The sequence below is a fragment of the Neolewinella litorea genome (assembly GCF_004803465.1).
GTDB classification, from domain to species: Bacteria; Bacteroidota; Bacteroidia; order Chitinophagales; family Saprospiraceae; genus Neolewinella; species Neolewinella litorea.
This window is the reverse complement of the sequence record NZ_SRSF01000001.1, coordinates 84,560-110,354: the sequence shown is the minus strand read 5'-3', so window position 1 is coordinate 110,354 and position 25,795 is coordinate 84,560. Positions and strand designations below refer to the sequence as shown.

The window sequence follows — 25,795 nt, the reverse complement described above, 5'->3', positions numbered from 1 at the left end:
CTAGCGCTGGTTGTACTCCCGCAGCAGTCCGTACATCGTATTGATGTCGTAGCGGTCGGCCGGAAACACCCAGTTGCGCCGGTCGCGGGTCTGAATAAGCAGGATCTTCTGATCAAGGTTGGCTCCCCGGCCCACCGCTTCCATGCGCACGCTGTTGAGGCTGGGCAGGGGCATCTCTTCCCCTTTGACCACGAAGGTATTGGGACCGATGGCCACGTCGGGGTACTTGAAACTCGTCCAAAATCCCCCAAGAAAGGCCATAAGGAACAGCAAGGCCCCGAAGTAGGCCAACATGGGCAGCAATACCCGCTGCCGGGGGTCGGTATGCCCCGCCCGGCTGGCCCGGTAGGCCAGGTACAGCATTACGAGAAAACCCAGGCCGCACCCCACAAGGGTGGCGTAAAGGTCGAGGCGTTCCGGGGTGAAGTGCTGTAGTTCCATTATTGCCCGGATGATGTTGCAGCGGAACGGTTTAGGAGGTTATCCATTACTTCGTCCAGCTGCTCGGCGCCGATGCGCTTGCTGATAATATTCTTATCCTTGTCCAGCAGGAATATCGCTGGGGTAGACTTGATGTCGTAGTCGCGGTAGAACCGCTGGTAGGGGTCCACCACCTGCACCCAATCGCCCGTTCCCTGCTCATCGACGTAGTCCCAACACTCACCCATTTCTTCCACCCCCTTCGTGCAGACGCTGAAGATGGTCACCCCCCGGTCCTTGTACTTTTCGTAGAAGTCCTTCATGTACGGTGTGGATTTCTTGCAGGCCGGGCAGTCGTACCGCCAGAAATACAGCACCGTATAGTCAGAATCCACGCCGTACAGGGTGGTGTCGTTACCCGCGCGGGTGACCATCTGCAGGTCAGGTGCTTTCCGCCCGATAAGGAGTGGTTTGAGCCGGTCGGCGGTCTCTATCATTTTGCGGAGTTGTTCCTCGTCGGCCCAGTAGGCCCGATCGTTGCGGTAGTAGTTGTCGACCATATGCACGTAGAGGCCGTCCATACCGACGATATTACTGCTGGCCGCCTCATTGGTGTAGTGGACCACGAAGAACTTGAACGCTTCCGATTGCGGGTCGACCCGGCTGAGCACCTCATCGATGGCCGCCGCCAGGGTGTCGGGGTGCTTGACCTGCAGGGTATTGATGAAATAGTCGACCCGCTGAAAGAGGAAGGGCGTGCGCACCAGCCGTGGATCGGAGAGGTCCAGGCCGTCGAAGTAATGCTGCTGCATCCAGCGCCACTGCCGGGTACGGCGGGCTTCCTCGTCCGTGATTTCGGGGTAGTCGGGCGGAATAATGGGTTGGTTGCTCCGGATGATGGCGGAAACGAAGGCCTCAGGATACTTGGTGACCACCTCCTCCTGATGGGCTTTCACGCGGGCGTCGAGTTCCTGCATCTCCTGTCGGGCCTGGGCGGCGAGCGCGGGTGCCAGGGTCGTATCGGCAAGCCGTGCCTGCAGGTTCGCCCCCTCCTCCTGCCGGGCAGCCAGGAAATCCAGGTAATCGTAGAAGCGTTCGTTCTCGGTACTGCCCTCAGCCTTCACCTGGTTAAGCTGGTTGACGTCGGTCGAGAGCGCGAAGTCCTGGTCGCCGTCGGTCCCAATCAGAAACTGGAAGTAGTTGTTGTCCGGCGATAGCACCACCAGGTAGATGCCGGGGTTCAGCGCGGCTGAGTCGCCTTCGAATACGTAGGTGCCCGCGTCGCTCCGGTATGCGGTATCGACGATATACTGCTTGTCCATCAGGTAGTACCCCAGGGTGAGGAAGTCCTCCTCGTAGCCTTTCACGTCAACGGCGATGCGGTAAGATTCATCCTGCGCGCCAAGGGTCAGGGAAGTCAGCAAGAACAGGGCAATAAGACGTGGGAACATCAGCAGACATTATGTTTCGCAAAGGTAACGATCCCCCCGCGGGTGGCCGTATACCCGGCCGGCGCCCAGCGAACACGGCCTTTGGCGCTTTCGTTGGAAAAATAACCGGTCCGCCGGATGATTTACCAAACCCTTAACGATTACCCAGACATGAGAACCTTCACCAGCTTCCGGGGCATAACCCCCAGCAACGCACGCTACCGTAACAGCGACCACCTCTTTGACCTCGAGCGGCAACGACTGTACGGCAACCAGACCATCGACAACGAATACGAGCTCAGCATCCCCGGCGCGAACATCACGGAAATGGACGATCAAGAACGTGGCGGCTACCTGATCGAGTTGGCCGCACCCGGTTACGATCGCGAAGATTTCGACATCAGCGTCCACAAGGATATTCTCACCATCAAGGGAGAACTGCACGAAAGCCGCCAACGGCCCCACGACTCCTACACCCGGCGCGAACACAATTACCACACCTTCAGCCGCAGCTTTACCCTGCCCGAATCCACCGACGAGGAAAACATCACCGCCGGCTACCGCAACGGCATCCTTGAGGTGTTCGTCCCCGTGCTCAAGCCAGTGGAGAAAACGAAGAGCCCCCGGCGCATCGAAATCGGTTCCTGAACCCGACCGACTTACCGCAACGAATTATAGTACCGCAGCGACTCCAGGATGACTTCCGGGGTCGCTGTCTGGTTTACGACCGCCCGGCCCGGGGCTTCGAGCAGTGTAAAATTAATCTCCGCGCCCTCGTTCTTTTTGTCCTGCCGCATAAGGGCCAGCATCTCTTTGAACCCCGCCTCCGGCAAGGCTTGGTGGCCGTACACCCGGAGGCAGTAGTCGGTTATTTCGCGCAGCTCCTCCCGACCCAGAGATAGTTGTCGGTGACTGATGTACGACTCCGCGATCATCCCCACCGCCACGGCCTCCCCGTGCAGCAGTCGATCCTCGCCCATGAGGAGGTGGCTCTCCACCGCGTGGCCGATCGTATGACCGAAATTCAGGGCCTTGCGCCTTCCTCTTTCGTGAGGGTCTTCCTCCACCACTTCCCGCTTGATGCTGACGCTGCGTGCGATCAGATTACTCCATTCTACCGCGTCGAGGTCCGTCACCTGCTGAAGTTCCAACCACTGCGGGCGATCGGCAATCAGGGCGTGCTTGATCACTTCGGCGTATCCCGAGCGCAGTTCCCGCGCAGGTAGGGTGCGCAGAAACGCCGGGTCGATCCAGACCGCACGCGGGTTGGCGAACACCCCGATGCTGTTCTTCACCTCGTGGTAGTCGATCCCGAGCTTGCCGCCCACACTGGCGTCTACCTGGCTGAGAAGCGTGGTGGGCAACTGCACGAAGTCGATCCCCCGCTTGAAGGTGGCGGCCGCGAAGCCGCCCATGTCGCCGATCACGCCGCCGCCCAGGTTCAGGCAGCACCACCGGCGCCCTACCCCGGCGCGAAACATTTCCTGCCAGATGGTCTCGCAGGTGGCCAGGGTTTTGTGGCGCTCCCCGGCGGGAACGCGGATCAAAGTGTAGGGGGTCTGTCCCGCCTCCAGCAGGGGCATGAGCAGTGGCAGACAGTGTCGCTCCGTATGCTCGTCCACCACCACGACCCAGCCGGCGTACCGTTGGCGGCGGAGCCAGTCGAGATGACTTTCGGACAGCGGGGCAATACGGATATCGTACTCTTGACTTACGGTCAGCGTCATAGGGAAAGGAGGGAGCCTACCAGCGCTTGCCGATCTGCACGTTGATGAATAGACTGAGATAGAGCGGACTGTTGGTCACGCCCGGAGTGAGGGAACTCTCGATCATGAGGTCGGTGTTGCCTACGAAGTATTCCGCCATTACGCCCGCTTCCAGAGACTTGGCTGTCTCATCGTAGGCCCCGAAGCCGAAGTGCGTGGCAAATTTGGCATGCACCCCCGGACGGATACCCACCTCTTCGAGTCCTACGGTCCAGGCGCTGGCTCCAAAGACGTTGACCTGGTTGTCGAGGAAGACGTCGGCATTATCACCGGTGTAGCGCACGTCCACGGGCGCGGCGTCGGCCCGTTCGATTTCGAGGTAGTAGGGTTTGAGGAACCCTAGCGAGGGGCCGAACTCGTAAGAGTACCCAATCGCTACGCCGCGCTCCGAGGCCTTTTCGCTCAGGAACCGCTTGGTGCCGAAGCCCAGTCGGAGGGCGTACAGCTGGTTTTGTTTGCCGAAGACGTAGGCGCGGCTGACGCGGTTGCTCACCACGTTGACGCGGTCAGGATTTTCCCGGCGCTCACGGCTGTGCCGGATGTCGCCGAAGGTTAAGGTCCAGAAGCGGGTACGGTCGTAGGTGATGAGTCGGCCGGACCTCACGCCGAGAAAGAAGTTCCGCGGCGTGGCGATGGCGACGTTGAAGGTCAGTTCGTGGTTGTACACCACCCCGATGGGGTTGGCGTTGTAAATATTCCGGTCACCGGGCAGCTGCTGCTGGGCCGCAACTACAAGGGCCGAGAGCAGAAAACAGAAGGTGAGTGTCAATCGGTACATGAGCGGAATATATAGCGAAAGTACAGCAAAGCGGCGGGCTTTGTTGCCGCAGCTTACCTTTAGGTCCACCAATTGTCGCCCGACTTGTCATCCGCCCCCGTAATCCGGGTAAAGTCCGCCGTTCGCCATCCCCGCCTGCGTTACGTCCTGCGGCTTATCGGCGATGACCTCGGTTATCGCTTCCGCTTCGAGAACGACCGCTCGGTCTTCGGTACGCCCACCGCCACATTTACCATTGCTTACGGCGGCGACGGTCCCCGAACGCTCCCCCACCACCCCTTGGTCTCGGGACGGGACCCGGCACCCGCGGATACCGCCCCGAGCTTTCAAAAGGATGGTCTGCCGGTGTTCTTTCATACCGACCGCGGCCCCGATTTGCTGGCCTGCATCTTTTACACGATCAGCCGGTACGAGGAGTACCAGGACTTTGTGCCGGACGGCCACGGCCGCTATACCGCCGCCTTATCTCACGCGGGGCGCCACGGTTACCTGTACCGACCGGTGGTGCGCGAATGGACCGCCCAAATTGCGCGGCAACTCCTGGCGTGGTTCCCGGAACTGCCGCCGCCGCGCCGCCGCACGCTGCTCCTGCGCCCCACTTACGACATCGACTTGCTGTGGGCGTGGCACCACCGGGGCTGGCGGGGTTATGCGGCCCTGTTGCGTGACCTGTTCAGCGGAGAAGTTGCGCGGGGCGTACAACGCCTGCGTTCCGGGCCCGAAAATGACCCGTACAATACCCTTGATCGCCTGGAAGACCTGCACCGGGAACTCGGTATGCGTGCCACCTACTTCTGGCTCGTGGCGCGTTCCGGCTGCCGCAGCGACACCAATCCCTTTCCCATTCCGGATGACCAGCAGAAACTGATGCGGCGACTGGAATCCGACGCGGAAAACGGGCTGCACCCCGGCTATCGCAGTTCCGACCAGCCTGCGCTAATGGTCGAAGAGCGAGTCCGACTGGAGGCCATCCTGGGCCGCAACGTAAACCGCTCGCGGCAGCATTTCCTGCGGTTTCGCCTGCCTGGCACGTACCGGGAACTGCTGGAGGCGGGCATCCGGGAAGATTACAGCATGGGCTACAGCGACGACGTGGGCTGGCGGGCGGGCACCAACCTGCCCTTTACGTGGTACGACCTGGAGCGCGAGCGCGCTACCCCGCTGGTGGTGCACCCCTTCGCGGCCATGGACGTGACCCTCAAGAATTACTTGCGGCTTTCGGGCGCGGACGCGGGTGCCAGGATCGGTCAATTGGCCGCCGCCGTAAAACCTTTCGGAGGTTCGTTTACCCTGCTATGGCACAACAGCAGCTTTGCCGACGCCTATGGCTGGGCCGGCTGGTGGGACAACTACAGGGCTACCCTGCGATCATTGCTGGCCGCTGGGGCCGAGCCTTGGTCGGGCGACAGAAAGGGCTAATCGAGATCGAATAGGTCGCGTACGCCCGGGTAGCGGGCGGCCCGGAATCCTTCGGCCAGGTCGTAGCCGGCTTCCCGGCCCAGGTTGCGCGCCTTGGCGTGGAGGAAATCCATAAAATCCTTACCACTGATGGGCGTAGTGGGCTCCTCGGCGTACTCGCCGGGGTTCTGGTCGTTGAACTGGGAAGCGTAGCACTCGATGGCCTCCATCTTACGACCGTAGTAAGTGGTCACGTCGACTACGAAATCGGGTCGATGATTGCGGTCTTGAATATAGTGATACACGGCCCGCGGACGCCAGGGCTCCTGGGCGGCACCCTGCAGGTTATTCGTCCGAATCTTTTGCAAACCACTGTAGTAGCAGGCGTCGGCTACGAGGCGGGCGCTGCGGCCATGGTCTGGATGGCGGTCGGAAATGGCGTTGGCCAGCACGATATCGGGCCGGCAGTCGCGGATGGCGGTGATGAGTTTGCGGACGGAATTTTCATCGTGGGAGATGAAGCCGTCGGGCAGGCCCAGGTTCTCGCGGAACTTCGCACCCAGCTTACGGGCGGCGGCGTAGGCCTCCTGCGCCCGGATTTCCGGCGTGCCCCGCGTACCCAGCTCGCCCCGGGTAAGGTCCAGGATCCCGAAAGTGTATCCAAGATCGGCGTGGTGTAAAAGGGTGCCGGCGCAACTGAGCTCTACGTCGTCGGGGTGCACGCCAACGGCAAGGATATCTACTTTCATCTAATCGGTGCTTGATATAGCTTTGGTACCACAACCCCTGAGTACGTCTGCGGTTTAAATCGTTTGTAACAGCGGGCTGTCCCACGGGCCGCACTTCACCGTTTCCGGTGCCGATAGCCCAGGCCCTGGCTGCTCCAGCCGCCCAAGAAGGTTGCCGGTGCCGCGTGTACCCCGCCATATATGAGGTTCCGAAAGATTTACGACGAACTTCCCCTTCGGGCATTCAGTTATAGTCCGAACATTACTCACACGATGCGTAAAGCTTTTACCCGCTGGGCCGCTTTTATGGTGGCCTCCCTCTTCCTTACCCAGTGTGCCGATTACCGGCTTCACGTAGAGGACGATGAGGAACTCACTTCCGAAGTAGCCCCCACCGGTGCCCTCCAATACTCCACCTTCATGGTGGGCGACCTGGGGTATGACTATTCTCGGGGTCTGACCACCCTGGAAACCATGATTGACGAAATGCCGCAGGGTGAAGAGGCCAGTTCTCTGCTGCTCCTGGGCGATATAGTTGGCCGGCAAGGACTGAAGAAGAACGCCGAAGAGAATGACCAGGCCTACATCGACCAGTTGATCAGCCGGCTGCAGCGGGTACCCGGCCAGGTCTACTACACCCCCGGTGAGAACGAGATCGGCGGTGACGGACAGTTCAGCCGACTGGAACGGTTGGAAGAATACTTCGACGACAACAGCAAAAAGAAGGTGCGCTTCATGCCGAACAACGCTTGCTCCGGTCCGGACGACAAAGAGTTGTACGAAGGCATTGGCCTGATCGGCATCAACACCGCCTGGTACCTCGCCAACTGGAACCGCGACGAGGAAGTCAGCGAAGGCTGCGACTTCACCAACCGCGATGCCATGACCTTTGCCCTGGCGGACGAGATCAAGGGGTACCGCGACCAGGTCAAGATCGTGATGATGCACCACCCCTTGCAGAGCAACGGTAACCGTGGCGGGCAGTACAGCGTGCGCCAGCACCTTTTTCCCCTGGCCGATGCCATCCCCGGCGCATACGTACCCCTGCCGGTGGTCGGCAGCGTCTTCCGCCTGATCCAGGGCGTGGGCGGTGGCGCCCAGGACGTCAATAGCCTCCTCTATCAGCAATTTATCCGAAAGGTCGAGGCCGGCATCGACGATGAGGTTAACGTCATCTTCGTCAGTGGCCACGAGCATAACCTGATGCTCAACCACGAAGAGGAGTACATCAACATCGTGGCCGGTTCCGGCAGTACCCGCGGCCCGGCCGTGGGCGGCAACGACGCCAACTACGTTCAGGGGGAGGTGGGCTACAGCCGTCTGGACTTTTACGACGACGGCTCGGTCTACGTTGGCTTTTACACCGTCGACGAGGAGGGTGAGCAGCAACGCACCTACTACCGCCGCATCATTGAAGACCGCTTCGCTCCTCAGGACGTAGGCGTCGACGCGGTACCCGCGGAAATAGTCAATAATGATACCGTTCGGGCAGGTATTTACGCCGGTGAGGCCACCGACAACAGCCTCGCGTACAAGACCACCCTGGGCCGCCATTACCGTCCGCTTTACTACCTGCCGGTTGCCGTACCCGTGCTGAACATCGATACGATCTTCGGGGGTCTTAAGCCCTACCGACGTGGCGGCGGCATGACCACCATGAGTCTGCATACCGAAGGCAATGACGGTCACCTGTACCAACTGCGCTCGGTACGCAAGAACCCCGCTCAGCTGTTGCCAAGTCTGCTGGAGAACAGCTTCGCCGCCGACCTGGCCAAGGATCAATTTACTGCCATCCACCCCTACGCCCCCCTGGCCCTGCCGCCCCTGCAGGACAAGCTTGGTCTGCTGGGAGCCGATCCCCTGCTGTACTATATCCCAAAGCAGCCGGGCTTGGGCAACTTCAATACGAACTTCGGCGGGGAGATGTATTGGGTGGAGCAACGCCCGGACGAAGATTGGAGCGACACGCGCTTTTTCGGCGGCAGCAAAAGCATCATCAGCAACAGCGATATGCGCGAGGCGCTCCGCGACAGCTGGAAAAACTACGCCGACCAGAATAATTACGCTCGTGCCCGGCTTTTTGACCTGCTGATCGGCGACTGGGACCGCCACCGCGATCAGTGGCGGTGGGCAGCCTTTGAAGGGGAGGATGGCCGCACGCGCCATGTACCCGTGGGCCGCGACCGCGACCAGGTATTCAGCAACTTCGACGGCGGACTGCTGGCTCTGGCGCGCATCTTTGTGCCCGAAGCCCGTAAGCTGCGCCCCTTTACCGGCGAGCTGACCAAGGCCAAGTGGCGCGCACTGAACGGAAAGTGGAACGACCGCGTGTTCCTCAATGCCATCACCCGCGAGGAGATGGTCGCCGAAGCCCGCTACATCCAGCAGAACCTCAGTGAAGCCGCCCTCGATTCCGCCCTGCGCCGCATGCCGCCGGAAGTACTGGAATACAGCCTGGACGTGGAGGACATTGACGGCAAACTGAAATCACGTCTTGATCAACTTGACCGCTTCGCCGGTGAGTACTACGCCACCCTCGCGGAGAGCGTGAACGTACTGGGTACTGACAACGACGATGTGTTTGTCCTGCAGGGCATGGAAAACGGCAACCTGCTCGTCCAGGCCTTCGACGCGGACAGCGAAGGAGAGGCCGATGAGAAATTCTACGAGCGCACTTTCCTGCCCGGGGAGACCAAGGAGGTAGTCGTGTATGGTATGGACGGAGACGATCGCTTCGTCCTGTCGGGGGCCACAAGTCCCATCACCATTCGCCTTATCGGCGGCACGGATGGCGACATTGCGGTGGCCGAAGGGCAGCTCAAGGCGAAGGTCTACGACGAAAAAGAAGGAATGGAATTGGAGGGGCAAACCGGAAAACTCAAAGACCGGCGCAGCGACAACCACCCCGATCTGAACACCTTCGACTTCGAGGAGTACTATCCCAGTTACACCATTCCCATTCCCTCGATCGGTTTCAACGTGGACGACGGCCTCTTTATCGGAGCCGGAATCACCCGCACCGTTACGGGCTGGAAGCCGGACCCCTACGCCCAGCGGCACACTATTCTGGGAACCTACAGCACCAACGAGTTTTACAAATTCCGTTACGACGGGGAATTCAACGACCTGTTCCGCCGCCGCAATGACCTTACCCTTTCGGCCCACTACTACAGTCCGGGCTACGTAGCCAACTTCTTCGGCCTCGGCAACGAGGGCGTCGGGCAACCGGATGATGACGAGCTTGACGAACTGGAAATTTCCGAAGACCAAGTGCTCGAATACAACCGCGCGCGCCGGGAGGAAGTATTCATCAATCCCATGCTCCGGTTCCGCGGCAGCCGCAATCGCTTCAGCTTTTCGGTAGGTCCCTTTTACCACAGTTACGAACTCGACGAGGCCCCTGCCTTTACGCTGATCCAGAATACCGACGCAATCGATCCTGAGGTGTTCAACCGGCAGCCCTTTGCCGGTATTGCTGCCACCGTGAGTTCCAATAACCTGGCCATCCCCCTGATGGCCGACAACGGGGTCAAGTACGAACTCTTTGCCCGTCAGAGCTGGAACCTGGAACGGGAGGGCATCAACACCACCCAATACGGGGGTCATCTGACCTTCTACCGTATGCTTACCAAAGCGATCAACTTTGCGACCCGCTTCGGTGTGGAGCGCTCCAGCGGGGATCCTGAATTCTACCAGCTCGCCTCCCTTGGGGGCCGCGGCAGTTACCGTGCCGCGCGGGTCGACCGCTACCTGGGCAACACGATGGTGTACCAGAACATCGACCTGCGCTTTATGGGCTTCGGTTTCGGGGGCGGGGAAGTTCCCACCGTTGGCGGCTTTATCCTGGGCCTGGACCACGGTCGGGTGTGGCTGGAGGGCGAAGACAGCAGTACCTGGCACGTCGGGTACGGTGGTGGCGTCTGGGTTGCTCCCCTTGGAGCCACTATCCTGAGCCTAACGTATTTCCTGGACGAAGAGAGCGGGCGCGTGAATTTCGCCGCCGGTTTCCCATTCTAAAAATTTATACATGAACAAGCTCTGGGAAAAACCGAATTTGATCAGCATCGTCATTCTCCTGGTCGTACTCGGCATCGGCATAACTTACGTTGCCGTAACGGTGAGCCAACGGCCGGAAACCGAAAGCTTTACGGTAGACGACGATTACTTTTTTCCCTACAACTTTGACCGGCTCGACCGGGTGGTCAAACTTCACTCCGACCTGAACGAGATCAGTGGCCTCTGTGCCGGATTTAATCCCGATGAGGTGTTCGCCATTCAGGACGAGGAGGGGGAATTGTTCCTGGTCAATACCGTAACCGGCGAAACCATCCACCAGGTGCGCTTCGATAAGAACCGCGACTACGAGGGGGTCACGCGCCGCGGCCGGGAGTTATTTGTCCTGGAAACCGACGGGGATATCCACCGCTTCACCTACCAGGACAGTGCCACGGATGTGACCGCCACCAAGATGGAAACGGATTTCAGTTACCGCAACGATACCGAGGGCATCTGCTACGATTCCGTAACCAATACCCTGTTGATCGTCCCCAAGGAACAGGAACTCAATCCTACGGCCGACAACGAAAGCCGCCGGGGCGTATATACCTACGACCTTACCACCGGTCAATTGAATCCCCAGCCCACTTACTACGTTAGCAGTCTGGAGGTCGGCCAGATCGTTTTCGGATCCAACCGCGAATACATCATCAAGCCGAGCGGAATCGCCGTCGACCCAATTACCAGAGACATTTTCATTCTTTCCTCCGTGGGCAACGTGCTGGTGGTGATCGACCGCGACAGCCAGATCAAACACGTGGAACTCCTTGAGAAGTCCACCTTCACCCAGCCCGAGGGAATCGCTTTCGCGGCAAACGGAGACCTTTACATCAGCAGCGAAGGCCGGGGCGGGCGCGGCATCGTAGCTACCCTTACCCGCATGCAACCCCCCACCAATGAGCAGTGATCAACACACGGAAGTAGAAGCCGAAAAGAAGACCTTCTTTTCCCAGGCTCGTGAATACGTCCGCAGCCGGTTCAACGAAGCACTGGACCCGATCTTCCTGTTCCACAACTTCGCCTACTCCGAAGAAATCGCCGACAAGGCCGAGGAACTGGCCAAGGAGGCCGAACTCGACGAGCAGTCGACCGAGCGCCTGAAGCTGGCCGGACTGTTCTATCCCCTGGGCTACATCGGCGGCCCCAAAGACTTCACCCGGCGATCGGCCGAGGAACTCACCACTTTCGCCACCCAGCAGGGTTACGACGCCGGGGATGCCGCCAACTGGATCACCGCCGTGCCGGAAGCCAACGCCCAAAGCGATGAGATGGTCCGCCTGCTCCATGATGCAGTGTGGAACTGGCTCGGCCGCAAGCGCTACGAGCGACGCTCCGAACTACTGCAGCTGGAGCGCGAGGCCCTCGACAGCAAAAAAGGCAGCCCCGTGCCCTTCGGTCAGGAAATGCAGAAGTTCCTTCTGAACTTCAATTACCTGACCGACGAAGGCAAACGCGAATTTGACGTGCGCCGCCGCAAGAACGTCAGCAAGCAGCAGAGCAACAACTACAAAATCCAGCAGAAGGAGGTCAAAGCCAAGACCGGCAAGAACTTCGGCCGCGGTATCGATACGATGTACCGCACCGCCTTCCGCAACCACATCAACCTGAGCCGCATCGCCGACGACAAGGCCAACATGATGATCTCCATCAACACGATCATCCTGTCCATCCTGATCGCGGTGTCCGGTGCGGGCCTGAGCTTTTTCGAGGAACTGGTATTCAACAGCCCGGAATTTCTGGCACCCATCATTATTCTGCTGATGAGCTCCCTCACGGCCGTCATCTTCGCCGTTTTTTCCGCCCGACCAAAAGTCACCGAGTACCGTATCAAAAAGCGTAAACTTCTCCAGAGCAAGGAAGCCAGCCTACTCTACTTCGGCAACTTCCTCAAAATTGAGAAGTCGGATTTCATCAAGTATATGTCCCGCATGAAGATGGACCAGGACAGCCTTTACGACGATCTGGCGCGCGACCTTTACGACCTGGGTCAGGTGCTCCACCGCAAATACCTCCTGCTCACCATTAGCTATAATACCTTTATTGGCGGACTCGCCCTGGCGGTCCTCTCCTTCCTGACGGTCTACATCTGGAATCTGACAAATATGCAGTAGGCGGATTCTACTGCCATCCACTCAGTTACAACGGGATTCTTTAGTCTAGAACCTGTAACTTGGCGAACTTGAGCATGATCCGTTTCTCGGGCTGCGGCAGATCGCTGAAGTGAATGGTGGCGATGCGATTGTCGCTTCCTCCGTCGACGTTCAACACCTTCCCTTCCCCGAATTTCAGGTGGAGGACTTTGCGCCCTGTTTCGACCTCGCTGGCCGGACTGGGTTCAAAGGTGGCGGGATCGACCTTGGGGGCGGCGAAACGGGCGGTTCCCCGTCGGGTACGGGGGGCAATGCCGGTTACCCGGGCCCGGTGTTCCCGCTGTCGGGCCACCTTGTCGTATTCGTGGTCGGCGCTGCGGGGATTGGTAGACGTACTCTCCACTGCATCCGCCGGCACTTCGGCCAGGAAGCGGCTGGGCTCATTCATCACCATCTTGCCGTATCGATAACGGGTATTGGCGTAACTGAGCGTCAGGTACAGTTCCGCCCGCGTAATCGCTACGTAAAATAGCCGGCGCTCTTCGTCCAGCCCCTCCATACTGTCCATGCTCATCCAACTCGGGAAAAGCTTTTCTTCAAGTCCGACGACGAATATGGACTTGTATTCCAGCCCCTTGGCGGCGTGGACCGACATCAACGTGACCACGTCGCCGTTCTGGTTTTCCTCGTTGCTGTCGAAGTCGGTAAGCAGCGCAATATTCTGGAGGTAGGTAGCCAGCGACTTGTCGGGCAAGGTGTCGGTATCGATCACAGTATCCTCCTCCACGAAAGATTTGATGCCGTCCAGCAGTGCCTCATGGTTTTCCAGGCGGCCCATACCTTCGATGCTTTTGTCGTTGCGGAGCAGGTCCGTGAGCCCCGATCCCTTGGCGATCAGGTCCGCCAGTTCGTAGGCATTGGCGGTATCCACTTTCGACTGAGCCTCCTGGATAATGTGGATGTAGCCGTCGGCAGCGTGCCGGGTGCGCTTCGGCAGGGCTACGTGCTTGAGCGCTTCGAAAAGCGTGATGTTTTGCTGCCGCGCCAGGTCGGTCACTTTGGCCAGACTCGTCCCGCCAATGCCGCGCTTGGGGTGGTTGATCGAACGCCGGAACGCCTCCTCGTCGTTGGGGTTGACCACCATACGCAGGTAGGAGATGAGGTCCTTCACTTCCTTGCGCTGGTAGAAACTTAAACCACCGTACACCCGGTAGGCAATGTTGAAGCGCCGAAGGTATTCCTCAAAGATCCGCGACTGGCTGTTGGTGCGGTAGAGGATGGCGATGTCGCTATTCTGCAGGTGATAGCGGTTCTTCTGCTCCAGGATGGTATCGGCCACGCGGCGCCCTTCCTCGTTGTCGTCCACGGCCTTGATGACCCGGATCTTGTCCCCTACCCCCTTGTCGCTCCAGATCTCCTTCTGGATCTGCCGCTTGTTGTAGCTGATCACGGCGTTGGCCGTATTGACGATGTTCTCGGTGGAACGGTAGTTCTGCTCCAGCTTGAAGGTCTTGATGCCGTGCTGTCCAAAGTCGTTCTCGAAATCGAGGATATTTTGGATGGTCGCCCCGCGGAAGGCGTAGATCGACTGAGCGTCGTCGCCGACCACGCAGATGTTACGCGGACTATTGGGGTACTGCACCAGCCGCTTGATGATGGCATACTGCAGCGTATTGGTATCCTGGAACTCGTCGACCAGTACGTATTTAAATTTCTCCCGGTACTTCTGCACCACTTCCGGGTGGTTCTGCAGGAGTTCGTAAAGGCGGAAAAGCAGGTCGTCAAAATCCATCGCCCCGGCCTGTTTACAGCGGGCCACGTAGGCGGCGTAAATCTTGTGGACAAGCGGCATATTGGCCATCTTGTCCTGCGCGAGCAGTTCCTCATTCTTCTCGTAGAGCTTCGGCGTAATCAGGCTGCTCTTGGCCGAGCTGATGCGGTTTTTGATCGCGTTAGCCTGGTATACTTGCTTGTCGAGGTTCATCTCGCGGATGATGGACCCGAGCAGGCTCTTGGTATCGTCGGTATCGTAGATCGTAAAGTTGCTGGGGTAGCCAATATGCTGGGCCTCCACCCGCAGAATGCGCGCGAACAGGCTGTGGAAGGTCCCCGCCCAGATATAACTGGCGCGCTTGCCGACCACCTTCTCGATCCGCTCCTTCATCTCACGGGCCGCCTTGTTGGTGAAGGTCAGGGCCAGAATTTTCCAGGGGGCGGTACCCTGCTCGATGATGTAGGCAATGCGGAAGGTCAGTACCCGCGTCTTTCCCGATCCGGGGCCCGCCACTACCAGTACCGGCCCGTCCGTCGTGGTCACGGCCTGCCGCTGTACGTCGTTCAGGGAATCGAGGTAGCTGCTGGTCTGTTGATCGGACATAAGGGGTATTTTGAGCGGGTCGCCAAGATAAGCAACAATTTGTTTGGGCGCGGCCGCGGGTGCCCGCTTTCTGCCGGATAGCCGGGTTCTTCAGCACCAGATTTTCTATGGTTGCCAGCCGGTAGCATGGTCAATCCAGGGAATGCAGTCCAGGTGCAGCTCCCTAGACGCTGGTGGGCAGCACTTCGGTAGGATCCGAAGGCAACCACTTTCCGTGCAGGCGCAGGGTACGTTCGATCACATCACGCACCGCTCCGGCCCCGCCGTCGCAGTTACTCACGTACTTTGAAATGGACAGGATTTCCGGGCACGCGTCCCTAGGGCAAGCGGGAAATCCGACCAGGCGCATGACTTCGTAATCCGGCAAGTCGTCGCCCATGAAAAGCACGTGCTCGTCCTCCAGTTCGTATAGGTCCATGTACTCCCGATACGCCTCCACCTTATCGGCTACCCCGTAGTAAACGTCTACTACTCCCAGACCCTGTAGCCGCGAAACCACGCCCTGGCTTTTCCCACCGGTAATGATGCAGACCTGGTAACCCATTTCCAGGGCCCGCTTGATGGCGTATCCGTCTCGGACGTTCATCTGCCGCAGCAAATTGCCGTCCTCCAACACGATCAATTGCGAATTGGTAAGCACACCGTCCACGTCGAATATGAAGGTTGTGATTTCCGCGAAGCGTTCTAGCTCGTTCATTATTAGCCTATTAGGCGGTTAGTTCTTTAGGCAGTTAGTTCTTTAGGCATTTAGTTCTTTAGTCTGGTAGAGGCTGCAGTTATCAAGGACAGGTCGTGCCTCCCTCACTGCTTGTCTCTGCGGACACTGCGCCGAACAGCCTAAAGAACTACCCGCCTGAAGAACTAAAGGACTAAAGAACCACTACTGATTCTCCCGCCATTCGTACACCCACTTGGCCTGAATTTGCTCGAGGTGTTCTTCGGTGGATTGGTCGCGGGTACCGGTGAATTGGGGAATTTCCAGGATCCAGTCCAGCAGGTCGGTGAACCGGATGCGGTAAATTTTATCCTGGCCGAAATCGTCGCCGAAGCGGTCGTACAGGGCGATAGCGATGTCTTCGTGGTCGGCCCAGCCGAAAGGAAAATCGTCGAAGTCTTTAAAGCTCATAATTAGTTACAGTTTTCACACGTCCTGGCGCTTTCCGCAAGTAAGCTGCGGCGCAAACCGAAGGGCCTCCACTATTGGCGGAGTATCCCCCTGGGGGTCTTGGAGGTGGATTAGTGTTCGTGGCCGATGATCCGGCTTTGGTCGGGAATTTCGACTTCGATGATGGCATCCTCGTCGAGGATGACGGCCTGACAGCCCAGGCGGCTTTCGATACGGGGATTGATGGCCCGGTCGATGAAGTCCTCTTCCTTGTCGCTGATTTCCTCCAGCGCGTCCTCTCCGCTTAGCACGTAAACGTGGCAGGTAGAGCAGGCACAGACCTCACCGCAGTTGTGGTTGAGGTGGATGCCATTTTCTTCGGTGACTTCCAGAATACTCATGTCGACCTCGACGTTTTCGACCGTCTTGGGGGCGATCTTTTTATCTTCGAAGGTGAATTTTACGGTAGCCATCGGTGGTTGGTCTTTATCGGGGGGGCGAAACTAAACATATTTAACGACCGCGCGGCAGAGCAGTTCTAAGGCGGCGTCACTTATTACGTAAGGCGGCATGATGTAGACCAGTCGTCCGAACGGACGAACCCATACTCCTTCCGCCACAAATCGGGCCTGAATGGAGGCTACATCCACGGGATCGTGGAGCTCTACCACGCCGATGCCCCCGAGCACACGAACGTCCTTTACGCCTGGCTTTTGTGCGGCGGCGCGCAGGTGCCGGGCCAGGCCCGCCTTTATCCGGGCAATGTCGGCAGGCCAGTCGCGGCCAAGCAGCAGATCTATACTCGCTACGGCCACGGCGCAGGCCAGGGGGTTAGCCATGAAAGTCGGACCGTGCATCAGCACGGAAGCCTCCCCCGCCCCGATTACCTCCGCTACCCGGTTGCTGCACAAGGTGGCGGCCAGCGTCAGGTATCCGCCGGTGAGGGCCTTCCCTACGGTCATGATGTCGGGTTGCCGGCTACCGCCGCGCTCGGTACCGGTGCCGGCACCCGCGTCCGCGCCCACGAAAAGCGGGCCGGTACGACCGAATCCCGTTGCGATCTCGTCGAAGATGAGTAGCAGTCCGTACTCGTCACAAAGCCTGCGGAATTCCTCCAGGTAACGCGGGCTGTAGAAGTGCATGCCACCGGCACCCTGCACCACGGGCTCTACGATGAAGGCGGCCGCGCGATCGGCGTGGCGGTGAAAGAATTCTTCCAAACCGGACACGTAATCCCTGTCCAAGGCAGCATCGTACCCGCCCGGGGGCCGATCAAAGAACTCATGGCGCGGCATAAATCCCGCGAACAGCTGGTGCATGCCAGTGACCGGATCACAGACCGACATGGGACCGGTAGTATCGCCGTGATAGCCGCCACGCACGGTGAGGAAGGTGGTCCGGCCGCGGTGGCCCAGGGCGTGCTGATACTGCACGGCCATTTTCATGGCCACCTCTACGCTGACCGAGCCGCTGTCGGCAAGGAATACGCGATCCAGACCCTGCGGCGTGATCTCGACCAGGCGCTGGCCCAGGGCAACCGCCGGCTCGTGGGTCAGTCCGCCAAACATGACGTGACTCATTTTAGCCAGCTGATCCTGGACGGCGCGGTTGAGTGCGGGTACATTGTAACCGTGAATGGCGCTCCACCAGCTCGACATGCCGTCGATGAGTTCGCGGCCGTCGGTCAGTTTGATCAGGAATCCGTCGGCGGAGGCGACCGGATAGACCGGCAGGGGGTCGACCAAACTGGTGTAGGGGTGCCAGAGGTGATCCCGGTCAAAGGCTAGCTGTGCGGGTGACATATTGAGGAAGCTGCTGCGCAAACGAACGGTGGGGCAACTTACTCAGACTTCCGGCCGCTGCCGGACTCCGCCAAGTAAGTTACCCCACCGATTAATTGTTATGGTCTGTGGAAAGGCGACCGGTAGGTCAGCCCATTTCCTGCTGTACCTCTTTGACCTGGGGCATCATCCGCTTGAGCATCTGCTCGATTCCGGACTTCAGGGTAACCGTGGAGCTCGGGCATCCGGAGCAGGCACCCTGCATGATCACGGTTACGACGCCGTCGCGGTAGCTCTTGAATTCGATGTTACCACCGTCGGACTCCACGGCGGGCTTCACGTAGGTGTCGATCAATTCTTTGATCTGGGTGACGGTTTCGGCTTCGTCCTCGGTGTATTCGTAGCTGATCCCGCGTTCGGCTTCCATCTCGGCGATGGCCTCCGCGAATCCATCCTTGATGATGAGCTTATTCTCTTCCAGGTAGGACTTGATGAACTCCTTCAGCTTGAGCATGATGTCATCCCAGCTGTAATTGAATTCCTTAGTTACGGTCACGTAGTTATTCGCGATGTAGACCTTCTTTACGTAGGGAAAATCGTACAATTCGGTAGCCAGGGGAGACCACTCGCGGGCGAACTCTTCTTCCCGGAATTCCGCGGTGCCGTTGTACAGCATGCGGTTGGTGACAAATTTCAGGGTTTCGGGGTTCGGGGTTTGCTCGGTGTAGAGCAGTACGGGCCGCTTGGTGGCAGTGGTAGCTTGACTCATCGTTGTCTTTTGCATAGTAACGTCTCCTGGGCCGTAGGGTTGAATATCCGGAAGTGGCTGCATCACGTCCAAGTAAAAAGGGGCGCAGTCGGTGACTGCGCCCCTCGGGTATTGATAGAAATCGTGGCGGTTCTAGTCTACGTCCCACCAGACCCGTCCATCGAGGGGATCCTCATCGGAGCCGAACTGCCGTTGCAGGGCTTCCAGGTAGTTCTCCTTGTTGAGGCTGAACTCGTTGTCGGGGTAGCCCCGACGCGTGGGAATGGTCTTGATGACAATGGCGGCGGGGGCGGGATCCAACTCGGGATAGCCGAGGCGACGCCATTCCGACCAGGCTTCCAGACCCTGAAAGTAGAGGGCGATCCACTTCTGCTGTCCGATCGACTTTTCGAAATTGGCCGCGTCGTAGGCCACTTCCTCCTGCTCCAGGTAATCCTCGATCGCGTCGGTATGGCTGATGCCGTGCTGCATCATGCTGGCGGTGATGGCGGCGTCATACAGTTCCTCGGCGTCGCCGTCGATCCACCCGCGGGCGGCGGCTTCGGCGCGATTGAAGAGCACTTCGCTGTACGTCAGCATAACGGCGGGGGCGTCGATGCCTACGAAGGCCAGTCCGGGGAAGGAAACTTCGGCTACGGGAATAGCACCGGCGTCGCCTTCGCTGATTCCGTAGGGCATACCCACGTACTCGGTCTTACCGGCGGCTACGCTGTTGGCGGTCGGCTGGGCGTAGACGGCGAGTCGGGGGTCGTTGCGCTCTTCCAGGAAGGATACAAGCGGCTCGCTGATGGCGTAGTCGGTACGGGTAAGCGCGTCAGTATAGAAGGTATTGTTGGCAAACTCACCTCCGGTGATGTAGTTCAGCTGGGCGTTCTCGCTATTGTCGGAGATGACGCCGCGGCTGAGGGCCAGATTCACCCATTCGCGTCCGAGTTCGGGGGCCACGTCGGATACGCGGATGCCGGCGCGAAGAATGATGCTGTTGGCAAATTTGCGCCACAACTCCATGTCGCCGTTGTAGATGATGTCGCCTTCTACCGGACCGGGCACGATCATATCGCCGGCTTCTACCAGGGTATTCACCGCTCCGCGGTAGATCATCTCCTGCTCATCGTAGCGGGGATTCAGGTTCTCCAGTCCCTTGAGGGCTTCGCTGTAGGGGATATCGCCCCAGAAGTCGGTCATCGAAAGGAAAGCCCAGCTCTGCATGATCTTGGCCAACGCAATCTGGTTGGCGTTGGGGCCGGATGCGGATACGGAGCCCTTGGTTTCCTCATTGGTATTCAGCAGGATCACGTTCTCGAGATCCTCCAGGCCACCGGTGTAGAAACCATAGAAGGAGGTACGTACATCGTCGTAACGCGTCACGTCGGTGTACTGGGTCTGTGAAAGGTGCTGGATGTAGTGCGACCCGTAGGTGCCCACTCCGGCGAAGCCTTCACCCAGCACCAGGTCAACCAGGCTGCGCTCGGCCTGGGTGATGAGGTAGGAGGTCGGGACCTCCACCGGGCTGTTGGGGTTGGTGTTGATCTCCTCGAACTGGTCGGTACACGCGGTAAAGCCGATCAACAGGAGACACGCAAGAAAAATGCGGTTCATATGATTATTTTTTATTGTTGAATTGGGGACCGACCCGGGGGAACTTCCGCCCCACCCCGGTCGGTCTGACAATGTGGCCTGGCTTAGAATCCGAGACGCAGCTTCATGCCGATGCTGCGTACGCTGGGGTTCTGTCCGTTCTCGAATCCCTGTACGTTGCCGTTGGTGACGGAAGTTTCGGGGTCGATATTGGGCGTGTTCTTGTGCAGGATGGCCACGTTACGGGCGAAGACGCTGATGGCGGCGTTAGCCACGAAGTTGTTCTCCAGCCAGCTGCCCGGCAGGTCATAGCCCAGACTGATCTCGCGCAGCTTGATGAAGCTGGCGTCGTAGGTAAATTCCTCGCGGAAGTTGCGCAGTCCGCCGAAGTAGTCCTGAGCATTCACGTAGGTGGTGTTGGGCTGTCCGTCCTCGGTCACGCCGTCCACCAGTATGCCGCCGCCTTCGGAGACGGGCTCACGCACGTCCACGCCGTTGGCGTTCTTGCCTACGGTGCTGGCCAGCAGACCGGAGTTGGTTCCCCAACGATTGGAGACGGAGTACACCACGCCGCCCTTGCGGAAATCGACTACCGTTCCTAGGCGGAACTTGTAAATTTCGAAGTCGTTGATGATGCCGCCCGTGTAGTCGGGGAATACGCTGCCAAAGTTCAGGTTCGAGGCGAGAATGGGGAAGCCATCCTCATCGACGACCTTCTGTCCGGCGTCGTTGCGCTCGTAACCCAGGCCGATGAGGGTACCGTAGGGCTGACCCGTCTGGGCCACGAACTGGGTACCGTAGCTGCCCAGGCTGAGCAGGTCCTGGCCTTCGGCCAGTTCCACTACCTGGTTTTCGTTGGAGGCAAAGTTGATGCGGGCGTTCCAGGTGAAGTTCTCCGTCTGGATCGGCGTACCGTACAACTGTACCTCGACACCTTTATTGGTGAGCAGGCCGGCATTGGTGGTCACGTTGCTGAATCCGGAAGTACCCGACACCCCGAGGTCGATGATGAGGTCCCGCGACTGGATGTCGTAGTAAGTCACGTCGAAACCGAGCCGGTCGTTGAAGAACCGCATATCGATACCCGCCTCCCAGGTGGTGATGGATTCTGCAACCAGATCGAATTTGGCCTGGGTATTGGGTACGGCAAAGGTCGGGAACGAGCCGTAGGGGTTGCTGGCCCCGTAGGTCTGCCGGGTCTGGTAAGGAGCGGGGTCGTTACCAACCGTGGCGAAACCGGCCCGGATCTTACCGAAGCTGATGAAACTGTTTTCCAGCAGCTCACTGAAGACGAAACTGGAGGAGATTGACGGGTAGAAATAGCTGTTGTTGCCGGCTTCCAGGGCGGAAGACCAGTCGTTACGGGCCGTCAGGTCAACGTAAAGCATCGCGCGCCAGCCGAGTCCGAGTCGGCCGTAGACGGACTGCACCTCTTTCTGGCTCTGGAAGTCGTTCCGCTCGGGGCGGTCTACCGAGGTTTCTACGGTGTAGATGCCGGGCACGCTCAGGCCGCCGCTGCTCTTGGAGCGGACGGAGCTGTACTCGTCCTGGCGCAGGTTGCCGCCCAGCTGGGCGTCGAGGCTGAATTCACTGGAGAAGTTAGCCGTATAGCTACCGATCAGTTCAAAGTTGTTCTCGCGGTTGGTCACGTCGAGGCGCTCCGCGTAGGGAATATTGGCAGCGGAACGCGCGGCCAGCCGGTCGTGTACCTGGAAGTTGTAGTAGTCGGTCCGTGCGCTACCCGTGATGGACAGGCCGGGCATGACTTCGTACTTCAGGCTCAGGTTACCGTACACGCGGTCGCGGTTGTCGTTGCCGCGGTCTTCGTAGACTACCCAGTAGGGGCTTTCCCAGTATAGGGCGTCAAGGTTCGTCGGGCTGCGGATGTTCCAGGTACGCGGCGTGCCGTCGGGCTGCTTGTAGTCGCGCAGGCGGTCCATATCCAACTGGCGCTGGAACCATTCGTTGAAGTTCGACTGTACGTTGATCGCGTTGCCGAAACCGCCGTAGCCGATGGCGGGGCGTCCTTCGCCGCGGGTATTGACGTAGGTACCGTTGATGGTGGCCTCGAATTTGCTGCCCAGTTGCTGGGTGGCGTTTACGTTAAGCGTGTTGCGGTTCAGCTTCGACTCGGGGTATACACCGGCGTTGGAGCTGTTGGTGTACGAAAGGCGGAAGAGGGTCTGCTCGTTTCCGCCGGCGATGGCCACGTTGTTGTCGAAAGAAACTCCGGTGTCGTAGAAGTCGCGCACGTTATCGGGGTTGGGCGACCAGGGCCGCAACTCACCGAAGTTCTCGCCCGGGTACCAGCTGTCCCAGTGGCGTACCAGGGTTCCGTCCATTTCGGGTCCCCAGCTTTCGTCCGCGTAGTACTCGGGGATAAACTGTCCGTCGAAGGAAGCCCACTCCGCCGGATGAACATCGGGGTCGTATTCGAAAGTGGAAAATTCCTGGGTATAACCTCCACCGTACTGATCCTGGAAATCGGGCAGCACCGCAACGTTGTTGAAGGTAACGCCGGAATTGACGGTCACGCCGATGCCCTTGCGTGCCTTGCCGCTTTTGGTGGTGATCAGGATGACGCCGTTGGAGGCTCGCGATCCGTACAGGGCCGCGGCGGCGCCGCCTTTCAGTACGGAAATGGAGGCGATGTCGGCCGGGTTGATGTCCTGGGCCGTAGTGCCGTAATCGCGGCCGCCGGCGGCCACAGCGGCGTTGGCGCCGTTGTTGTTGTCGTTGGCGATCGGGATACCGTCGACCACGAAGAGCGGCTTGTTGCTGCCGGTCACGGAGGTGGCACCGCGCAGGATGATGTTGGCCGATCCGCCCAGGCCGCTGTTGGAGTTGTTGATCTGGGCACCGGGAATCCGGCCGCTCAGGGCACTGACAACGCTGTTTTCCTGGGTTTTTGTGACGTCGTCGCCGTCGACTTCGGTTACCGCGTAACCCAGCGATTTCTCGCTGCGGGTGATGCCGAGTGCCGTCACGACTACGTCAGTGAGCTGTACACCCTCCTGAAGAATAATCTGGTAGGCGGTGGACGAAGTGAGGGGGATGGTCTGGCTGGCGTAACCGGTATAACTGACCACGAGGCGCTCCCCCCCGTCGGGGACGGTGAGGGCGAAGGTGCCGTCAAAATCAGTAACGGTACCGGTGGTGGTGCCTTCGACGAGAATGGACGCTCCGATAAGGGGCTCACCGGCGTCGTCCGTAATCGTACCGGTAATCTTCTGTTGCGCCAGCAGAACGCCGAACGCTCCGAAGACCAGAACGAGGACTAATGATAATCGCTGCATTTAGGGTAATTGATTTAAAAGTGATGATAGTAGTAAGGGGACAGCCGTGGCGGCTGCCCAAAATGTTCTTAAAATGATCAGACTTCGTTTTGTACCCTAAAAACCCCGTAGACGGTGACAAAGCTACTAAAGATAGTTTGTGCGACAACTAAACCGGTAGTTAATATGGCGGTTTTACTCGCTTTCGGCATCAACCGGGCAGGGGTCATATCTAAACGACCCGGGCCGCGAAGCCGGGCGGGCAGACGTATAATGTGTTGATAATGCACAACTTATTGCCGCCCGCCGCCGACCCGCTGTTTCCACAAATTAACCTCATCTTTACCGCCCCAAAAAATATCTTATGCACGTCATCCGATTGGCAGTTTTGCTGCTTTGCCTCCTTCCGGTATCCTGCCTTTACGGCCAGGAATTCAGCGGCGGTTTCCGGGCCGGACTGAACTTCACGACCTTCGACGGTGACCGGGAAATGGCGGATGACGGCACCACGCTGGAGCAATTCAACCGTACTACCGGATTCCACGTCGGGGCCACCTTCGCCTACGCCGTCACCGACCTGTTCGGCTTCAAGGCCGATCTGATGTACAGCCAGAAGGGCGGCGAGGTACGCTACGACGGCCCCTCCTATTTTTACCTCTACGCCGATGCGGCCGATACCGAACCCCTCCGGATCGTGGGGGAGCTGCAGAGCGAACGCGACGTGCTCAACAGCTACATTGACGTACCGGTGGTCACTTATTACCGTGTGGGTCCCATTGAACTGGAGGGCGGTTTCAGCGCGGGACTGCTCGTCAACAGCCGCGCCTCGGGCTCGGCCACCTTTACTTCCCCGACCCTACCCGACGGGCGCGTGATCCCCAGCGTTTCGTACAACTACGATTTTAACTACTTCGACGACCCCATCGGCTTCGCCGCGATCATTGAGCCAAATCAGCAGCAGTCCAATCTGCCCTCCGTCATCGACGCCTACTACAACGCGGACGACAACACCCCCCTATACCGTCGCCTCGACTTCGGCCTGGTGGGCGGAGCTTCCTTCTTCCTGAATAACGGGCTTTACCTGGGGCTGCGCTATCAATACGGACTCACCGACGCCACGAACGGGGAAAACGACCAGCGCCTAACGCGTACGGAAGGGGTTACGGACCGCGAGTACAACACCGACGACAAGGACTACAACCGCTCGCTGCAAGCCAGCATCGGATTCCGCTTCTAACCGCCTATGCAGAACCTCCTCAATCAGCTCTACGCCCGCCAGCCGCTCAGCCGCGAGGTGGCCCATGAGACACTCAAGCGCATCGCCAACGGTGAGGCAGCGGAGCCAGAGATCGCCGCGGTGGTGTCGGCCATCAATATGCGCCCGCCGCACCTCTCCGAAATTCAGGGTTTCCGCGACGCCATGCTCGAACTGGCCGTCCCTTTCGACCTGGAAGATCGCCCCACGATCGATATCGTCGGTACAGGGGGCGACGGCAAGAATACCTTCAACATCAGTACGCTTTCCTGCTTCGTGGTTGCAGGAGCGGGATACCCCGTCACGAAACACGGTAGCTACGGTGTGAGTAGCAACGTGGGCAGCAGCGACGTGCTCCAGGCGCTCGGCTACGAATTCTCTAACGATCGCGACAAGCTGATGGCGGACCTCGAACGCGCCGGCATCTGCTTCCTGCACGCGCCGCTGTTCCACCCGGCGATGAAAAACGTGGTGCCGGTCCGCAAGTCGCTGCGCGTACGCACCTTTTTCAACCTTCTCGGGCCCCTCATCAACCCCGCCCGACCCCGTTACCAACTCTTCGGCACCTACGACCGGGAAGTAAGCAGGATCTACGATTACATCCTGCAGGGTGAGACCAGTCGGGACTACCTGATCGTACATGCCCTCGACGGCTACGACGAGATCAGCCTCACATCAGGGGCCAGTGTGCGCGGCCGCAGGTGCCAGGCCATATACTATCCGGACGACTTTGGCTTGCCCAGTCTGGCGCCCCCTTCGCTATACGGCGGTGAGACTCCCGAAGAGGGAAAAGCCATCTTCCTGGGTGTTTTAGACCGTACATCGACTCCCGAGCAACAGGCGGTAGTTTGCGCCAACGCCGGCCTGGCCATCCAAGTTATCCACCCGGAGAGAAGCTTGCCGGACTGCGTAGCAGAAGCGCGCGAAAGTATCGAAAGCGGGCGGGCCGCCGCAGTATTGCATAAACTGCTGGGCTGACACAACCCCGC

Annotated in this window: 20 protein-coding genes; 7 read left to right on the top strand and 13 right to left on the bottom strand. The window is 59.1% G+C overall.

Annotated elements, in window-relative coordinates:
- Together E4021_RS00500 and E4021_RS00495 are read right to left on the bottom strand one after the other, a co-directional pair.
- Entirely contained in the window at positions 1 to 441 is a 441-nt protein-coding gene (locus E4021_RS00500) for a hypothetical protein (protein WP_136455935.1), read from the bottom strand.
- On the bottom strand, positions 441 to 1,871 hold the full coding sequence (locus E4021_RS00495; protein ID WP_136455934.1) for a redoxin family protein: 1,431 nt from the start codon (positions 1,869 to 1,871) through the stop codon (positions 441 to 443). The genes E4021_RS00500 and E4021_RS00495 overlap by 1 nt, the downstream gene beginning before the upstream one ends.
- 150 nt (positions 1,872 to 2,021) lie before the next feature.
- On the opposite strand from E4021_RS00495, the gene E4021_RS00490 reads away from it, so the two are divergent.
- Positions 2,022 to 2,498, top strand: a complete 477-nt coding sequence (locus E4021_RS00490; RefSeq protein ID WP_168797401.1) for an Hsp20/alpha crystallin family protein — start codon at positions 2,022 to 2,024, stop codon at positions 2,496 to 2,498.
- Positions 2,499 to 2,509: 11 nt separating this feature from the next.
- Here E4021_RS00490 and aroB read toward each other — a convergent pair whose 3' ends face one another.
- Entirely contained in the window at positions 2,510 to 3,577 is a 1,068-nt protein-coding gene (gene aroB, locus E4021_RS00485) for a 3-dehydroquinate synthase (protein WP_136455932.1), read from the bottom strand.
- Between the two features lie 16 nt (positions 3,578 to 3,593).
- Complete coding sequence (locus tag E4021_RS00480; RefSeq protein WP_136455931.1) at positions 3,594 to 4,394, bottom strand: hypothetical protein; 801 nt, start codon at positions 4,392 to 4,394, stop codon at positions 3,594 to 3,596.
- An 84-nt stretch (positions 4,395 to 4,478) separates the two neighbouring features.
- Here E4021_RS00480 and E4021_RS00475 point away from each other — a divergent pair, with 84 nt between their 5' ends.
- Positions 4,479 to 5,813 (top strand): polysaccharide deacetylase family protein, encoded by a 1,335-nt coding sequence (locus tag E4021_RS00475; RefSeq protein WP_136455930.1) that lies wholly within the window; start codon positions 4,479 to 4,481, stop codon positions 5,811 to 5,813.
- Here the strand turns inward: E4021_RS00475 and bshB1 are convergent.
- Entirely contained in the window at positions 5,810 to 6,541 is a 732-nt protein-coding gene (gene bshB1, locus E4021_RS00470) for a bacillithiol biosynthesis deacetylase BshB1 (protein WP_136455929.1), read from the bottom strand. The genes E4021_RS00475 and bshB1 overlap by 4 nt on opposite strands.
- A gap of 252 nt (positions 6,542 to 6,793) precedes the next feature.
- Between bshB1 and E4021_RS00465 the strand changes: the two genes are divergently transcribed.
- From E4021_RS00465 to E4021_RS00455, 3 genes are read left to right on the top strand one after another with little or no spacing between them, the layout of a single operon-like run.
- A complete protein-coding gene (locus E4021_RS00465; protein WP_168797400.1) occupies positions 6,794 to 10,537 on the top strand; it encodes a metallophosphoesterase in 3,744 nt (1,247 codons plus the stop codon).
- 10 nt (positions 10,538 to 10,547) lie between these two features.
- A complete protein-coding gene (locus E4021_RS00460) occupies positions 10,548 to 11,483 on the top strand; it encodes an SdiA-regulated domain-containing protein (RefSeq protein ID WP_136455927.1) in 936 nt (311 codons plus the stop codon).
- On the top strand, positions 11,473 to 12,687 hold the full coding sequence (locus E4021_RS00455) for a Pycsar system effector family protein (RefSeq protein WP_136455926.1): 1,215 nt from the start codon (positions 11,473 to 11,475) through the stop codon (positions 12,685 to 12,687). The genes E4021_RS00460 and E4021_RS00455 overlap by 11 nt, the downstream gene beginning before the upstream one ends.
- A 40-nt stretch (positions 12,688 to 12,727) precedes the next feature.
- Here E4021_RS00455 and E4021_RS00450 read toward each other — a convergent pair whose 3' ends face one another.
- From E4021_RS00450 to E4021_RS00415, 8 genes are all read right to left on the bottom strand, one after another.
- Positions 12,728 to 15,043: an ATP-dependent helicase gene (locus E4021_RS00450; RefSeq protein WP_136455925.1), complete on the bottom strand. Its 2,316-nt coding sequence runs from the start codon at positions 15,041 to 15,043 to the stop codon at positions 12,728 to 12,730.
- A 163-nt stretch (positions 15,044 to 15,206) separates the two neighbouring features.
- Entirely contained in the window at positions 15,207 to 15,740 is a 534-nt protein-coding gene (locus tag E4021_RS00445; protein WP_136455924.1) for a KdsC family phosphatase, read from the bottom strand.
- A gap of 183 nt (positions 15,741 to 15,923) precedes the next feature.
- Complete coding sequence (gene iscX / locus E4021_RS00440) at positions 15,924 to 16,169, bottom strand: Fe-S cluster assembly protein IscX (protein WP_136455923.1); 246 nt, start codon at positions 16,167 to 16,169, stop codon at positions 15,924 to 15,926.
- A gap of 110 nt (positions 16,170 to 16,279) precedes the next feature.
- Positions 16,280 to 16,621 carry a 2Fe-2S iron-sulfur cluster-binding protein gene (locus tag E4021_RS00435; RefSeq protein WP_136455922.1) on the bottom strand — a complete coding sequence of 114 codons (342 nt, stop codon included), beginning with the start codon at positions 16,619 to 16,621 and terminating at the stop codon, positions 16,280 to 16,282.
- A gap of 30 nt (positions 16,622 to 16,651) precedes the next feature.
- Complete coding sequence (bioA, locus tag E4021_RS00430; RefSeq protein WP_136455921.1) at positions 16,652 to 17,950, bottom strand: adenosylmethionine--8-amino-7-oxononanoate transaminase; 1,299 nt, start codon at positions 17,948 to 17,950, stop codon at positions 16,652 to 16,654.
- Between the two features lie 127 nt (positions 17,951 to 18,077).
- Positions 18,078 to 18,698: a NifU family protein gene (locus E4021_RS00425; RefSeq protein ID WP_136455920.1), complete on the bottom strand. Its 621-nt coding sequence runs from the start codon at positions 18,696 to 18,698 to the stop codon at positions 18,078 to 18,080.
- A 132-nt stretch (positions 18,699 to 18,830) separates the two neighbouring features.
- Positions 18,831 to 20,297, bottom strand: a complete 1,467-nt coding sequence (locus E4021_RS00420; protein WP_136455919.1) for a SusD/RagB family nutrient-binding outer membrane lipoprotein — start codon at positions 20,295 to 20,297, stop codon at positions 18,831 to 18,833.
- An 83-nt stretch (positions 20,298 to 20,380) separates the two neighbouring features.
- A complete protein-coding gene (locus tag E4021_RS00415; RefSeq protein ID WP_136455918.1) occupies positions 20,381 to 23,572 on the bottom strand; it encodes a SusC/RagA family TonB-linked outer membrane protein in 3,192 nt (1,063 codons plus the stop codon).
- A 343-nt stretch (positions 23,573 to 23,915) separates the two neighbouring features.
- Between E4021_RS00415 and E4021_RS00410 the strand changes: the two genes are divergently transcribed.
- Together E4021_RS00410 and trpD are read left to right on the top strand one after the other, a co-directional pair.
- Positions 23,916 to 24,788, top strand: coding sequence for a porin family protein (locus tag E4021_RS00410; protein WP_136455917.1), 873 nt, complete (start codon positions 23,916 to 23,918; stop codon positions 24,786 to 24,788).
- 6 nt (positions 24,789 to 24,794) lie between these two features.
- Positions 24,795 to 25,784: an anthranilate phosphoribosyltransferase gene (trpD, locus tag E4021_RS00405; protein ID WP_136455916.1), complete on the top strand. Its 990-nt coding sequence runs from the start codon at positions 24,795 to 24,797 to the stop codon at positions 25,782 to 25,784.
- Positions 25,785 to 25,795: the final 11 nt, after the last annotated feature.

Coding starts and splice junctions, on each gene's coding strand:
- E4021_RS00500 (WP_136455935.1), bottom strand. CDS start 441: ATGGAACTACAGCACTTCACCCCGGAACGCCTCGACCTTTACGCCACC.
- E4021_RS00495 (WP_136455934.1), bottom strand. CDS start 1,871: ATGTTCCCACGTCTTATTGCCCTGTTCTTGCTGACTTCCCTGACCCTT.
- E4021_RS00490 (WP_168797401.1), top strand. CDS start 2,022: ATGAGAACCTTCACCAGCTTCCGGGGCATAACCCCCAGCAACGCACGC.
- aroB (WP_136455932.1), bottom strand. CDS start 3,577: ATGACGCTGACCGTAAGTCAAGAGTACGATATCCGTATTGCCCCGCTG.
- E4021_RS00480 (WP_136455931.1), bottom strand. CDS start 4,394: ATGTACCGATTGACACTCACCTTCTGTTTTCTGCTCTCGGCCCTTGTA.
- bshB1 (WP_136455929.1), bottom strand. CDS start 6,541: ATGAAAGTAGATATCCTTGCCGTTGGCGTGCACCCCGACGACGTAGAG.
- E4021_RS00465 (WP_168797400.1), top strand. CDS start 6,794: ATGCGTAAAGCTTTTACCCGCTGGGCCGCTTTTATGGTGGCCTCCCTC.
- E4021_RS00460 (WP_136455927.1), top strand. CDS start 10,548: ATGAACAAGCTCTGGGAAAAACCGAATTTGATCAGCATCGTCATTCTC.
- E4021_RS00455 (WP_136455926.1), top strand. CDS start 11,473: ATGAGCAGTGATCAACACACGGAAGTAGAAGCCGAAAAGAAGACCTTC.
- E4021_RS00450 (WP_136455925.1), bottom strand. CDS start 15,043: ATGTCCGATCAACAGACCAGCAGCTACCTCGATTCCCTGAACGACGTA.
- E4021_RS00445 (WP_136455924.1), bottom strand. CDS start 15,740: ATGAACGAGCTAGAACGCTTCGCGGAAATCACAACCTTCATATTCGAC.
- iscX (WP_136455923.1), bottom strand. CDS start 16,169: ATGAGCTTTAAAGACTTCGACGATTTTCCTTTCGGCTGGGCCGACCAC.
- E4021_RS00435 (WP_136455922.1), bottom strand. CDS start 16,621: ATGGCTACCGTAAAATTCACCTTCGAAGATAAAAAGATCGCCCCCAAG.
- bioA (WP_136455921.1), bottom strand. CDS start 17,950: ATGTCACCCGCACAGCTAGCCTTTGACCGGGATCACCTCTGGCACCCC.
- E4021_RS00425 (WP_136455920.1), bottom strand. CDS start 18,698: ATGAGTCAAGCTACCACTGCCACCAAGCGGCCCGTACTGCTCTACACC.
- E4021_RS00420 (WP_136455919.1), bottom strand. CDS start 20,297: ATGAACCGCATTTTTCTTGCGTGTCTCCTGTTGATCGGCTTTACCGCG.
- E4021_RS00415 (WP_136455918.1), bottom strand. CDS start 23,572: ATGCAGCGATTATCATTAGTCCTCGTTCTGGTCTTCGGAGCGTTCGGC.
- E4021_RS00410 (WP_136455917.1), top strand. CDS start 23,916: ATGCACGTCATCCGATTGGCAGTTTTGCTGCTTTGCCTCCTTCCGGTA.
- trpD (WP_136455916.1), top strand. CDS start 24,795: ATGCAGAACCTCCTCAATCAGCTCTACGCCCGCCAGCCGCTCAGCCGC.